Raw genomic sequence first — 14,120 nt, forward strand, 5'->3', positions numbered from 1 at the left:
AAGCCGATCCGGGGGCCGCGGCGATCACCGCGGCCCCCGGGAGCGATGAACCACGCACAGGCGCCCACTTGCCCGACGAGGCGTCAGCCATGAGAAGCCGGAGGCCCCTCGTGACGGTCAGGACCCCGATGACCGCCGTGACCACGCCAATCGCAGGTACGAGCGGGGGAAACACCGGGCCGGACGGGCCGAGAGTCGCTTTGCCGAGGATGAGCGACGTCACCAGCGCGGCCCCGCGTCCCGAAGCCGGCCGGCCGGGTACTCAGCCGCTCGCGCCGTCGTCAGGAGCGCGCCAGTCGGGCCGCGAGATAGGGCGCGGTGGCGCTGCGGCGGGCCTTCGCCACCTTGGCCGGCGGGCCCGCCGCGACCACCCGTCCGCCCGCGTCGCCGCCGCCCGGACCGAGGTCGATGACCCAGTCGGCGGTGGCGATCGTGTCCAGGTCGTGCTCGACGAGGACGACCGTGTTGCCGGCGTCGACGAGCCGGTGCAGCTGCCGCAGCAGCAGCGCGATGTCCGAGGGGTGCAGCCCCGCCGTCGGCTCGTCGAGCAGGTAGAGCGCGTGCCCGCGGCGGGCTCGCTGCAGTTCGGTGGCCAGTTTGACGCGTTGTGCCTCACCGCCGCTGAGTTCCGTCGCGGGCTGGCCCAGCCGCAGGTACCCCAGTCCCACCTCGCGCAACGTCTCCAGACTGCGGGAGGCGGCCGGGACGGCGGCCAGGAACTCGGCGGCGGCGTCGACGGACAGCGCCAGTACTTCCGCGATGTTCTTGCCGCGGTAGGTGACCTCCAGCGTTTCGGCGTTGTACCGGGCGCCTTCGCAGGTCGGGCACGGCGCGTAGGTGCCGGGCAGGAACAGCAGTTCCACCGCGACGAACCCTTCGCCCTGGCAGGTCTCGCACCGCCCCTCGGGCACGTTGAAGGAGAACCGCCCGGCCGAGTAGCCGCGCGCCCCGGCTTCGTCCGTCGCCGCGTACAGCTTGCGCACCGCGTCGAACATCCCGGTGTACGTGGCCAGGTTGGACCGGGGCGTCCGGCCGATGGGCCGTTGGTCGACCCGGACCAGCCGGTCGAACGACTCGACCCCCGACGCGTCCTGGACGTCGACCTCCAGCCGCGCCTCGTCGGGCTCCTCGGGTACGAGTCCGAGGTGGCCGCGGACGACCTCGGCGAGCACCTGCGTCACCAGCGTCGACTTCCCGGAACCGGACACGCCCGTCACCGCCGTCAGTACGCGGAGCGGTACGTCGACGGACACGTCGTGCAGATTGTGCCGGGAGACGCCGCGCAGGCGCAGCCAGCCGTGCGGCGTGCGCGGGCGGTGATCGAGCGGCTGGGCGCGCCCGAACAGGTACTGGCTGGTGGCCGACTCCCCGACCCGCTCGAGACCGGCGACCGGGCCGCTGTACAGCACGCGTCCGCCGCCCTCGCCCGCACCGGGACCGATGTCGACCACCCAGTCCGCCCGCCGCACCACGTCCATGTCGTGCTCCACGACGAACAGCGAGTTGCCCGCCGCCTTGAGGCGGTCCAGCACCTCCAGCAGCGGTTCCGCGTCAGCCGGGTGCAGGCCCGCGGAGGGTTCGTCGAGGACGTAGACGACGCCGAACAGCCCCGAACGCAGCTGGGTGGCGATCCGCAGGCGCTGCGCCTCGCCCGGCGACAGGGTCGTCGAGCGGCGCCCGAGGCTGAGATATCCCAGGCCCAGGTCGAGCAGCACCTCGATCCGCGCGACGAGATCGCCGCAGATCCGGACCGCGGCCTCGGTCGTCTCCCCGGACCGGGCGGTCGACGTGGTGGCGTCGGCCTCGGACCGCCCCGCGACGGGCCGCAGCAGCGCCACGACCTCGGTGAGCGGCATCGCGCTGATCTCGGCGATGGAACGTCCGGCGAAGGTCACGGCGAGCGCCTCGGGCCGCAGTCCGCTGCCGTGACAGGCGGGGCAGGGCACACTCCTGACGAACCGCAGCGCCCGTTCGCGCGTCTTCTCGCTCTTGGAGTCGGCGAGGACGTGCATGACGTGCTTGCGGGCGCTCCAGAACTTCCCCTGGTAGCCGTAGTCGACGCGGCCCTCCTCCGGCTCGATGTACACGGAGGGCTGCTCGTCCGTGTACAGCAGCCAGTCCCGGTCCTTCTTCCTGAGCCTGCGCCACGGCCGGTCGATGTCGATCCCCAGGCCGTTCACGACACTGCGCAGGTTGGCGCCCTGCCAGGCGCCCGGCCAGGCGGCGATCGCCCCCTCGCGGATGCTCAGCGAGGGGTCCGGGACGAGCAGGTCCTCGGCGACGTCGTGCACGACGCCCAGCCCGTGGCACTCCGGGCAGGCGCCGGCCGCGGTGTTGGGGGAGAACGACTCGGCTTCCAGCCGTGCGGCCCGGGGCGGATAGGTGCCGGCGCGGGAGTACAGCATGCGCAACAGGTTCGACAGCGTGGTGAGGGTGCCGACCGTCGAGCGCGAGCCGGGCGACCCGCGTCGCTGCTGCAGGGCCACGGCCGGCGGCAGCCCGGTGATCTCCTGCACGTGCGGTGCGCCGACCTGTTGCAACAGCCTTCGGGCGTACGGTGCCACGGACTCGAAGTAGCGCCGCTGGGCCTCCGCGTAGAGCGTGCCGAACGCGAGTGAGGACTTGCCCGAGCCGGAGACGCCGGTGAAGGCGACCAGCGCGTCCCGCGGAACGTCGACATCGATGTTCCGCAGGTTGTTCTCACCGGCGCCCCGGACATGCACGAAGGGGTCGGTCGTGTCCTCGTTCACCGTTCCTGATTACCTGATCGCGCCGCGAACCGCGCGACAGGCGCCGTCACCGGCTCCCGCTCCCGCTCCCGCTCCCGCTCCCGGGGAACGTCCGGGGGTGCTCCACCGTGGATGTGCCGACCGGGGGGACGCCGAGCCGGTGCTCGTGATGGCGCACGCGACCGTGTGGCCCGGTGGGTGCAGACCAGGGCCCGGCAGGCCGTGAAAGAGACCGTGCTCAGCTCGGCGGGCCCCCGGGCACCGGGTCGAGGTGCCTGCGGGCAGTCAGCCGCCGCGGGGCCCTTCATCGGTCGTCTCGCGCCCCTCCATCCGGGCCGGGCCGGTGAGGAAGAGGGCGGCTCTCCGCAACGTGTCCACGGTCATGACTGTCGGTATCGGGGTGGTCGTCCGCTACGCGGGCTTGGTGGTCGTCGACCTGGTGTGGGCGCTGTTCGTCCTCGACGACCGGCCGTTCGCTTCCACTGGTGGTCGTCCGGGCAGGAGCCGCTGATCGGCCGGTGCGCGGTTGTTTCGCCCCGGGGCCGACGGGTACCCGCAGGGCGCGCCGCCGGAGCGCCGAAGCTCCGCCTGGCGGGCCGGTGGCGGCACCACCGATCCATCCGATCCGGGTGGAACGGCCTGTAGAGGCGTGCCGGGGCCACGGACTCCGTCGTAGCGACTTCCGCGAGTCAGGCTCTTCGCGCCGCCTCGTCATCGCCGTGCCGCGGCCATGCCGCGGCACCGAGGGAAGTCATCATGAAGGCAGCGGTATACGAAGGACCGCGAACGGTCACAGTGAAGGACGTACCGGACGCGAAGATCGAACACCCCTGCGACATCATCGTCAAGATCACCACCACCAACATCTGCGGTTCGGACCTGCACATGTACGAGGGCCGCACCTCGTTCGAGTCCGGCCGCACCCTGGGACACGAGAACCTGGGCCAGGTGGTGGAGGTCGGCCCGGCCGTCCGCAAGGTCCAGGTCGGCGAGTACGTGGTCCTGCCCTTCAACATCGCCTGCGGCTTCTGCAAGCAGTGCGAGCGGGGTCTGACCAACTACTGCCTGACCATGCAGCCGGAACCCGCCCTCGCGGGAGCCGCCTACGGATTCGCCGAGATGGGCCCCTACCAGGGCGGCCAGGCGGAGCTGCTGCGCGTGCCCTACGGCGACTTCAACGCGCTGCGTCTGGGCGAGGACGCCGCCGAGCGGCAGACCGACTACGTGATGCTCGCCGACATCTTCCCCACCGGCTATCACGCCACCGAGATGGCCCACGTCAAGCCGGGCGACCAGACCATCGTCTTCGGGGCCGGTCCCGTCGGGCTGATGGCGACCTACTCCGCCCTCCTCAAGGGCGCCGGCCGCGTCTGGACGGCCGACCACCAGCCCGACCGGCTGCGCATGGCGGAGGAGATCGGGGCCATCCCGATCAACACCGCCGAGCAGAACCCGGCGGAGGTCGTCAAGGAGGCCACCCTCGGTCTGGGCGCCGACAACGGCTGCGAATGCGTCGGCTACCAGGCCCACGACCCCCAGGGACACGAGGACGCGAGCCTCACGCTCAACGGCCTGATCGACTCGGTCAGGTTCACGGGCGACATCGGCGTGGTGGGCGTGTTCCTGCCCGAGGACCCCGGCGGCGCGGAGGCCCAGGGCGAGCTGGAGGCCCAGGGCAAGGTCCCGATCGACTTCGGCATGATGTGGTTCAAGGGCCAGCGCATGGGCACGGGGCAGGCGCCGGTGAAGAAGTACAACCGGGCGCTGCGGGATCTGATCGCCGGCGGGAGGGCGAAGCCGAGCTTCGTCGTCTCCCACGAGCTCAGCCTGGACGAGGCCCCCACCGCCTACGAGCACTTCGACGCCCGTGACGAGGGCTGGACCAAGGTGGTCCTGCATCCGAACGGACACGGGAACGGCCACAAGCGGTAGGAGACCCGGGGCCGCCGTACCCCCCGTTCCCCCGGACCGGTCCGGGAACGGGTAGCGGTATGCCCGTCCGCCGGACGGGGCTGGGGGCGATCGCCGTGCTCCGGCGGGACCCGAACCGACAAGGATTGCCCGCGCTCCGGCCCGGAGGACGGACGGCGGACGTTCAGCGGTGTCCGCAGCGGGCAGCACCCCCTCCCCGCGGCCTCGGCCGCGGGGAGGGGGCCGTGTGGGGGGCTTCCTCGCCCGACGGTTGCCGCGGTTGCCGCACCTCGACCGGGCCGACGCGACGCGGCAGAGGCACCTCTCGGAACTCCCCCGCGGGCATCCGTGATCACCCCCGCCCCGACGGGCCGGCAGCCGGCCCATGACTTCCGGACCTCGGTCCGGAGGTGGCGGTCGGAAGTGGGCGGATCCGGGGCGTTGACAGTGCCGCCGATACCTCTCGATACTGACTGACGGTTCAGTTAGCGACCCTGTTGCCACACCTGGAGGCACCATGTCCGACCTCCCCACCGAGCTGGTCCCGTTCACCCCCGAACAGCGTGGCATCGTCGAACTCACCCGGACCTTCGCCCGTGACGAGATCCGCCCGCGGGCGCGCGCCGTGGACGAGGCCGACGTCGAGACGCCGTGGGACCTGTGGCACAAGGCCGCCAAGGTCGGCATCACCGGCTTCATGCTTCCCGAGGAGTACGGAGGCGGCGGCTTCACCGACGTCTTCACCCAGTGCCTCGTGCAGGAGGAGCTGTGCGTCGGCGACCTCGGCATCGGAAACCTGCTCTGCTCCAACGGATTCTTCGCCGACCCGGTGCTCGAACTCGGCACCGAGGAACAGAAGCGGACCTGGCTCACCCCGCTGACCGGTCCCGACACCCCGATGACCGCCCTGGCCACCACGGAGCCCGGCGCAGGCTCCGACGCCGCGTCCATCGTGACGACGGCCACCCGCACCGACGGCGGCTACCTGCTGAGCGGCCAGAAGGCCTGGATCTCCAACGCGGGCGAGGCCGAGCAGTACGTCGTCTTCGCCAAGACCGACCCCACCCGGCGTTCCAGGGGCGTGACCGCCTTCCTGCTGCGCAAGGACACTCCCGGCGTCACCTTCGGCGAGCCCATGCGCAAGATGGGCCAGCGCGCCATCGTGTGCCGGGAGGTCTTCTTCGCCGACGCCCTCGTGCCCGAGGAGAACCGCCTCGGAGAGGAGGGGCAGGGCTTCCAGGGACTCATGCGGACCTTCGACGTCTCGCGGGTCGTGCTGGGGGCGGCGGCGACCGGCGTGGCGCGGGCCGCGTACGAGTACGCACGCGACTACGCGCGCACCCGGCAGCAGTTCGGCAAACCGATCGTCGAGCACCAGGCGGTGGCGTTCCGCCTGGCCGACATGCGGACCCGGATCGAGCAGGCCCGCCTGATGACCTGGCGCGCCGCCAAGCGCCTGGACGCCGGCCTGTCCGCGACGACCGAGGCCGCCATGGCCAAACTGACCGCCTCGGAGACGGCCGCGTACTGCACCTGGGCCGCCGTGCAGACCCTCGGCGGCTGGGGCTACTCGCGCGAGTACCCGGTGGAGCAGTGGATGCGGGACGCCAAGCTGGAGGAGATCGAGGAGGGCACCTCGGACATCATGCGGCTCGTGATCTCGCGGGGCCTGTGATGACGACTCCGCCCGAGGAGGGCGAGGCCGTCACCGGCGGCGAGGCCGTCGTCCGCGCCCTCGCCTCGCACGGTGTCACCGACGCCTTCGGGATCCCCGGCACGCACAACCTGGAGATCTACCGCCACCTCCGGGCCTACGGCGTAAGCCATGTGACGCCCCGTCACGAACAGGGTGCGGGATACGCCGCCGACGCGTACGCCCGGGTGTCCGGCCGACCCGGTGTCGCGATCACCACCACCGGCCCCGCGCTGCTGAACATCGCCGCCGCCGTCGGCCAGGCCCACTCCGACAGCGTGCCGCTGCTCGTCGTCTCCCCCGGCATGCCGCTGCGGCACCCCCGCCAGTCCACCGGACTCCTCCACGAGATGCGCAGCCAGACCGAGGCCCTGCGCGGCGTCGCGGCCTTCAGCCACCGGGTGTCGTCGGTGGAGGAGATCGGCTCGGCGGTGGCACGGGCCTTCACCCTCTTCCGTACGGGCCGGCCCCGTCCGGTGCACATCGAGGTGCCGCTGGACCTTCTGGAGACCGTGGAGCCGGCGGGGCCCGTACGGCGTGCGCCGCTCACCGGACCCCCCGCGCCCGACCCGGCGGCGGTGGGGAAGGCGGCCGAAGCCCTGCGCGCGGCCCGGCGGCCCGCGCTGGTCCTGGGCGGAGGGGCCCGGGCGGCGGCCGCGGAATGCGCGGCGCTCGCCGGGGAGCTGGGCGCGCCGGCCGTGACCACCGCCAACGGCAAGGGCGTGATGGACGAGCGCCATCCGCTCTCGCTGGGCGTGTCGCTGCACAGCCCGGCCGTGCAGAAGTGGCTGGTGGACCGCGACGTGGTCCTCGCCGTCGGCACGGAGCTGGCCGAGTCCGACCTCTGGGGTCCGCCGCCGGCCCTGACGGGCACCTTGATCCGGGTCGACGTGGACCCCGCCCAGATGTACGCGGGGCTCCCGGCGGACGTGCCCCTGGTGGGCGACGCCCGTGCCCTGCTCAGGGCGCTGCTCGCCGAGTGCCGGGGAAGAACCGACGGCGTCCCCGCGGACCCCGACGGCGTCCGTGCCCTCCGTGCCGCCCGGGACGACGAGACCCGCACCCGCGACGCGCGCTGGCTGCCGTACCTCGAAGCCGTGCGCCGCGTCCTCGCCGAGGACGCCGTCCTCACCTCCGACAGCGCCCAGTGCTGCTACTACGGCGCACTGCCCCATCTGCCCCTCGGTCCCGAAGGCCGCTATCTGCACCCCACCGGTTTCGGCACCCTCGGCTACGCCCTGCCCGCCGCGATCGGCGCGAAGACCGCGTGCCCCGGGCGGCAGGTCGTCGCCCTCAGCGGCGACGGCGGCCTGCAGTTCTCCGTGCAGGAGCTCGCCACCGCCGCACAGCTTCGGCTCCCGCTCCCCGTCGTGGTCTTCGACAACGGCGGCTACGGCGAGATCCGCGAGGAGATGGCGGCCCGCGGGGACACTCCCCTGGCGGTGGACCTGCCCGCCGTCGACCTCCCCGCGCTCGCCCGCGCCTACGGCGGCCGGGGCGCGGTGGTCCGCTCGCCGGAGGAGCTCGCCGACGCCCTGGCCCTCGCGCTGACCGCTCCCGGACCCACCGTCCTCACCGTCCCCGAAGTTCCCGAAGTTCCCGAGGAGTCCCCCCGATGACGCCCGAGACCGCGACCGCCCTCACGCACACCCCTCTCATCTCCCTCACCTGGACGGACCATGTGACCGGCCGCCAGGGCCACCTGGTGATCGACCGGCTCGTGCGCGGCGTCTCCAGCGGCGGGCTGCGGATGCGGGAGGGCTGCACCCTCGACGAGGTCGCCGGCCTGGCCCGCGGCATGACGATGAAGGAGGCCCTGCACTACGACCCCGAGGGCCGCTACATCCCGCTCGGCGGCGCCAAGGGCGGCATCGACTGCGACCCGCGCGACCCCGAGGCGTACGGGGTGCTGGTCCGCTACCTCCGCGCGATGCGGCCGCACATCGAGCACTTCTGGACCACCGGCGAGGACCTCGGCCTCACCCAGGACCTCGTCGACCGCGCGGCCGCCGAGGCCGGTCTGGTCTCCTCGATCCAGGCCGTGTACCCGCTGCTCGACGACGAGGCCGCGGCCCGGCGCCGGCTCGCGGACGCGTTCGCCGTGGACGTGGACGGCATCGGGCTCGACGAGCTGGCGGGCGGCTGCGGGGTCGCCGAATCGGTCCTGACGGCGCTGGACAGGGCCGGTGTCCCGCACGCGGGGACGCGGGTGTCGGTTCAGGGCTTCGGGACGATGGGCGGGGCGACCGCCCGCTTCCTGGCCCGGGCCGGGTTGAAGATCGTCGCCGTGGCCGACGTCAAGGGCACGATCGTCCACCCGGACGGCCTGGACGTGGAGGCCCTCCTTGCCGCCCGGGACGCGTACGGGACCGTGGACCGCGCCGCCCTGCGCGCGGACGACCGCGAACTGCCCGGCGACGCCTGGCTGTCCGCCGACGCCGACGTACTCGTCCCGGCCGCCGTCTCGTACGCGGTCGACGCCGGCAACCAGGCCGGGATCACGGCCCGCTGGATCGCCGAGGCGGCCAACATGCCGGTCCTGCCGGAGGCCGAGGTCCTGCTGGCGGCGCGCGGCATCACCGTCCTGCCGGACGTGGTCGTCAACTCGGCCACCAACGCCTGGTGGTGGTGGACCCTCTTCGGCGACATCGGCGCGGACCCGGACGAGGCGTTCGCCCACATCCGGCGCTCCATGCGCGCGCTGGTCGAGCAGGTCCTGACCCGGGCCGAGCACGACGGGACCACCCCGCGCGCGGCGGCGCACGGCGTCGTCGCGGACCGGCTGCCGGTGATCGCCGCACGCTTCGGCTGGTACGCATGAGCCTGGACGCCCTCTTCGACCCGCGTTCCGTCGCTGTCGTCGGGGCCTCCGCCGACCCCGCCAAGTGGGGTTACTGGCTGGCCGCCGGCGCCCTCGCCGGACGCTCCCGGCGCACCGTCCACCTCGTCAACCAGCGGGGCGGCAACCTCGGCGGCGTGCCCTTCCTGCCGGACCTCGGGTCCCTGGCGACCGTTCCCGAGCAGGTCGTCGTCGCGGTGCCGCCGCCGCAGGTGCGGCCCGTGGTCGTCCAGGGGCTCGCGGCGGGCGCGCGGTGCTTCACCGTGATCACGTCCGGGGGGTCAGGTCCGCAGGAGGAGCGGGAACTGGCCGCGCTCGTCACCTCGCACGGCGGGCGGCTGCTCGGCCCCAACTGCATGGGCGTCGTCGACACCACCACCGAACTGCGCCTGAGCTGGGGCGACTTCCCGGCGGGCGGGGTCGGGCTCGTGTCGCAGAGCGGCAACCTCGCACTCGAGATCGGCAGGCTGCTGGCCCGGGCCGGACAGGGATTCTCCCGGTTCGTCTCGCTCGGCAACCAGCGCGACATCGACGCGGCGGACGCCCTCGACGCGCTGATCGCCCACGAGGCGACGCGCGTCGTCGCCGCGTACGTGGAGGACTTCCGGGACGGACGGCGCCTGGCCCGTACCCTGGCCGCCGCCCACGCGGCCGGCAAGCCCGTCCTGCTGCTGACCCTCGGCCGCAGCGAGGCCTCCGGCCGCGCGGCGGCCTCCCACACGGGCGCGCTGGTGAGCGCCCGGGCGGTGGTGGACGCCGTCTGCCGCGACACGGGCGCGATCCTGCTGGAGTCGGCGGGCGAACTGGTCGACACGGCCGTCCTGTTGACGGCGGCACGGCACGGCCTGGGGCAGAGGCGGGCGCGGGGACGGGGGCAGGCACAAGGGCCGGGACAAGGGCCGTGCCTCGGGCTGAGCCGGGCCGTGCCCGCGGACGCCGCCGGCGGAGCCCCCGCGTCCCCCGAAGCGGCGCGCATCGCCGTCGTCGGCGACAGTGGGGGCCAGGGTGCGCTCGCCGCCGACGCGCTGGCCGCCCGCGGGCTCGACGTCCCCGTTCTCGACGAGGCCACCCGGGCCGCCGTCGCCGCGCACCTCCCCGGTCGGGGCGGCTGCGGCAACCCCGTCGACCTCGCGGGCGCCGGGGAGGCGGACCTCCGCAACTACGCCCGGATCACCCGGGCCCTGCTCGACGGCGGGGACACCGATGCCACGGTCCTCACCGGCTACTTCGGCGACTACGCCACCGCCAACCCCGACCAGACCCGCGAGGAGTGCGAGGTCGCCGAGGAGCTGGCGGAGGCCGCGGGAAGAGCCGGCCGGCTGCTCGTCGTCCACACCATGGCCCGCGACACCCCTGCCCTGACCGTGCTGCGCGAACACGGCGTGCCCGTCTACGAGCGCATCGAGCAGGCCGCGACCGCCCTGGCCCATGCGACCCGGCCGGCACGCGCGACGCCGTACGCGCCGCCCGAGCGGGTGCCGTCCCCGTCCCGCCCCGTCGCGGACGGGGAGTACGAGAGCGTCCGGACCCTGCTCCGGTCGCACGGACTCGACTTTCCCACCGCCGAGTTCGTCGGCACGGCCGACGAGGCGGCCGACGCCGCCCGCCGCACCGGGTACCCGCTCGTCCTCAAGGCGATGGGCCTGGCCCACAAGACCGAGGCGGGCGGGGTGGCCCTCGGCATCGCCGACGAGACCGCGCTGCGCGTCGCCTTCGCCCGGATGCGCGACGCCACCGGCGCCGCCCGGTACGCGGTCGAGGAGATGGCCGTCCACCCGCACTCCGTCGAGCTCATCGCCGGAGTGCGATACGACCCGGCGTTCGGGCCCGTCGCCATGGTCGGCCTCGGCGGGGTCACCGCCGAACTGCTCGCCGACACCGCGCTCGCCCTCGCCCCGCTCACCCCGGGGCGGGCGCGCGAGCTGCTGCTCTCCCTGCGGCACGCACCGCTGCTCACCGGCTGGCGGGGTGCGCCCGCCGTCGACCTGGATGCCGCCGCGGACGCCCTGTGCGCACTGGCGCGGGCCGCGTCCGAGCATCCCGAGCTCACCGAGCTCGAAGTCAATCCGCTGCTCGTCCACCCGGGCGGCGCGGTCGCCCTCGACGCCCATGGAGTGCCGGCATGACATCGGAACCCGGCCGGTTCGCCGGCCGTACGTACCTCGTGACCGGCGGCGGCAGCGGCATCGGCCGCGCGATCGCGCTGGCGCTGGCGGCGGCGGGTGCGCGCGTCACCGTGGCGGGCCGCACCCCGCAGCGGCTCGACGAGACGGTCGCCCTGATCGAGAAGGCCGGCGGGGAGGCCCTCGCGGTGCCGACGGACGTACGCGACCCGGAGGCGGTGGACGCGCTGGTGGCCGCGGCGGTCGAGCGGTTCGGCAGGCTGGACGGGCTGGTCAACAACGCCGCAGGGAACTTCGTCGTCCCCGGCGTCGACCTGTCCCCGGGCGGCTGGCGCGCCGTCGTCGACATCGTCCTCAACGGCTCGTACTACTGCACCCGTGCCGTAGCCCGCAGGCTGCGCGAACAGGGCACCGGCGGGTCGATCCTCTCCGTGATCGCCACATACGCCTGGCACGGCCATCCGGGCACCGTCCACTCGGCCGCCGCGAAGGCCGGCGTCCTGGCCATGACGCGGACCCTGGCGGTCGAACTCGCCCCGCTGGGCATCCGCCTGAACTGCATCGCCCCCGGCCCGACGGAGACGGAGGGCGCCGGCGCGGCCCTGTGGGCCACCGACGAGGCCCGCGAGGAGGTTCTGGCCACGGTCCCGGCGGGCCGCTTCGCCGACCCCGCCGAGATCGCGGAGGCGTCGCTGTTCCTCCTGGGCGACGGGGCGTCGTACCTGACCGGCGAGTGCCTCACGGTGGACGGCGGCCAGTGGCTGGGGAAGCAGGTGTACGGGCGGTCGGCCGGGTAGCGGAGCAGACCGTACGCAGCGAGGGGCGGCCCGTGCGCCGCCCCTCGGGCATGGGAGGGCCGGCACCGACACGGGGGCCGGCCCTCCGCCTGCTCGGGCGCCGGGACATCGGGCCGGGCCGGACCGCAGGTGCTCGCCACGGCAACGGGCTTCCGGACGCACGCACGACCGCGGCCGAGGAGAACCGGGCTTCCGGACGCACGCACGGCTGCGGCCGAGGAGAACCGGGCTTCCCCGGCGCTCCTCGGCCCCATCGGTTTCCGTCACGTGCGGGACGTCCGCGAGGACGACGGCACGGTCACCCGTGTGCCGGCCCTCGGTCGCCCGGCCTGAGCCTCAGCTCTTCGTACGACGGGTCTTCGCGCCCGCCGCGTAGAAGACGAGGCCGATGACCGCGATGATCAGCAGCGGCACGACCTGACTCAGCGTGTACGCGGAGCGCTGGCCGGCGAAGGCCTCGGGCAGGGAGTCCGCGGGGGAACCCTCCGTGCCGAACCAGCCGACGCCGAAGCCCGGCCAGATCAGCACGACCACCGTGAAGGCGACCAGGCCGGTCGCGAGCGCGGTGACCGTCCAGGTGCCGAGGCGACCACCCGGGACGGCGTACGGGCGCGGGGTGTCGGGGTACTTGCGGCGCAGCACCACCAGGCTCGGGAAGGTGATGACGTACGAGATGAAGGTCGTGCAGATCGTCAGGCCCAGGCCCGCCGCGAAGTACTTCTCGCCGTCGCCCCCGGTGAGGTTGAGGGCGGCGACGAGGAGGATCGACGCGAGGACCGCCGAGAGCAGGTTCACCCGCACCGGGGTGCCGTGCTTCTCGGAGATCGTGCCGAGCCAGGCCGGCCCCGCGCCGTCGGCGCAGGCCACGGCCTGGGCACGGTGCGCGCCCATCGCCCAGGTGACGCCGGAGGTCAGCAGGCCGATGATGAGCCCCGCGGCGGCGATGCCGCCGAAGACCGCGCCCGCGCCGGTGAGGGTGACCGTGCCGTCTGCGGCGATGGATCCCCCGTAGACCGTGAAGACGGCCTTGCAGGCGTCGATGAAACCGCCGAGGCTGCCGATCCTCTCGCTGGGCAGGACGAACATGATGCCGAGGATGGGACCGCCGTAGAGCAGGAGCGAGGCGATGCCGGAGCGGAGGATGGAGAGCGGGATGTCACGGCGCGGGTTGCGCATCTCCTCGGCCGCGGAGCTGGGCAGTTCGAAGCCGACGTAGTTGAAGATCAGGACGGGGACGAGCGCCACGAAACCGGCGTAGGTCGGTGAGAACTCGCCGGCGGGCAGGGCGTGCACGCCGTTCCGCACGGCGAAGACGACCACCGAGACGAGGAAGAACCCCAGCAGCACGATGCGCGCGACGGCGCCCGCGATCGGCACCCACTTGCCGACCCGGACGGACTGGACGACGGCGAGCGCGCCGCCCCAGATGAAGACGAGACCGGCGGCGTACTTCCAGAGACCGGGCAGCGGCGTGAAGAACTCCTCCCAGGTGGTGAGGGCGATGATGCACAGGCTGCCGCCCACCCACACCGGGTTGGAGATCCAGTAGAGGATCTGGTTGAGGCCCGCGGTGAGCCGGCCGAAGGCGAGCCGGGTCCAGACGTACGGGCCGCCCTGGACGGGGAAGGCCGAGCCGAGTTCGGCGACGAGGAGTCCGTAGGGAAGGAAGAAGAGCACCGCGAGGATGGCCATCCAGGTCAGTCCCTGCGGGCCCTGCGCCGCGACCGACCCGATCGTGTCCAGTCCGACGAGGGTGCATATGAGGAACAGCAGGACGTCGAAACGGCGCAGCTCCTTGCGGAGCCGGCCGCGTTGTTCGCCCCAGCCCTCGGAGAGGTCTGGGGTCTCGGGTGCGGGCTCTTCGGCCCTGCTGGCGGTGACGGGTGCTTGGGTCACGGGGCGGACTCCTACGGCAGCACGGGGGAGGGTCACGTACGGAGCGGCACGGCATCTGACTGAACGGCCAGTCAGTAGCCAGCACTGTGAGCCCGGCCACACGGCACTGTCAAGGGCTGTGTAGGGTAAAGC

The 14,120-nt window shown here is 73.4% G+C and carries 9 protein-coding genes; 7 read left to right on the forward strand and 2 right to left on the reverse strand.

Translation table 11 applies throughout. The annotated features are described in order from the left end of the window. Nucleotides 1–281: 281 nt before the first annotated feature. Nucleotides 282–2,750, reverse strand: coding sequence for an excinuclease ABC subunit UvrA (gene uvrA, locus K7G60_RS07130; RefSeq protein WP_225799941.1), 2,469 nt, complete (start codon nt 2,748–2,750; stop codon nt 282–284). A 361-nt stretch (nt 2,751–3,111) separates the two neighbouring features. Between uvrA and K7G60_RS38785 the strand changes: the two genes are divergently transcribed. The 7 genes from K7G60_RS38785 (at nt 3,112) to K7G60_RS07160 (ending at nt 12,092) form a co-directional block, all read left to right on the forward strand. Continuing rightward, a complete protein-coding gene (locus K7G60_RS38785) occupies nt 3,112–3,240 on the forward strand; it encodes a hypothetical protein (protein ID WP_263985640.1) in 129 nt (42 codons plus the stop codon). Nucleotides 3,241–3,485: 245 nt separating this feature from the next. Then, on the forward strand, nt 3,486–4,661 hold the full coding sequence (locus K7G60_RS07135) for a glutathione-independent formaldehyde dehydrogenase (protein WP_225799942.1): 1,176 nt from the start codon (nt 3,486–3,488) through the stop codon (nt 4,659–4,661). A gap of 496 nt (nt 4,662–5,157) precedes the next feature. Then, a complete protein-coding gene (locus tag K7G60_RS07140) occupies nt 5,158–6,315 on the forward strand; it encodes an acyl-CoA dehydrogenase family protein (protein WP_225799943.1) in 1,158 nt (385 codons plus the stop codon). Then, entirely contained in the window at nt 6,315–7,952 is a 1,638-nt protein-coding gene (locus K7G60_RS07145; RefSeq protein WP_225799944.1) for a thiamine pyrophosphate-dependent enzyme, read from the forward strand. The genes K7G60_RS07140 and K7G60_RS07145 overlap by 1 nt, the downstream gene beginning before the upstream one ends. Then, nucleotides 7,949–9,154 (forward strand): glutamate dehydrogenase, encoded by a 1,206-nt coding sequence (locus K7G60_RS07150; protein ID WP_225799945.1) that lies wholly within the window; start codon nt 7,949–7,951, stop codon nt 9,152–9,154. The genes K7G60_RS07145 and K7G60_RS07150 overlap by 4 nt, the downstream gene beginning before the upstream one ends. Next, nucleotides 9,151–11,298, forward strand: a complete 2,148-nt coding sequence (locus tag K7G60_RS07155; protein WP_225799946.1) for an acetate--CoA ligase family protein — start codon at nt 9,151–9,153, stop codon at nt 11,296–11,298. The genes K7G60_RS07150 and K7G60_RS07155 overlap by 4 nt, the downstream gene beginning before the upstream one ends. Further along, entirely contained in the window at nt 11,295–12,092 is a 798-nt protein-coding gene (locus K7G60_RS07160; protein ID WP_225799947.1) for an SDR family oxidoreductase, read from the forward strand. The genes K7G60_RS07155 and K7G60_RS07160 overlap by 4 nt, the downstream gene beginning before the upstream one ends. Nucleotides 12,093–12,428: 336 nt before the next feature. On the opposite strand, the gene K7G60_RS07165 is transcribed toward K7G60_RS07160, so the two are convergent. Beyond that, entirely contained in the window at nt 12,429–13,988 is a 1,560-nt protein-coding gene (locus K7G60_RS07165; protein ID WP_225799948.1) for an APC family permease, read from the reverse strand. Nucleotides 13,989–14,120 lie beyond the last annotated feature (132 nt).

It is taken from the genome of Streptomyces sp. NK15101, assembly GCF_020400725.1.
GTDB lineage: Bacteria > Actinomycetota > Actinomycetes > Streptomycetales > Streptomycetaceae > Streptomyces.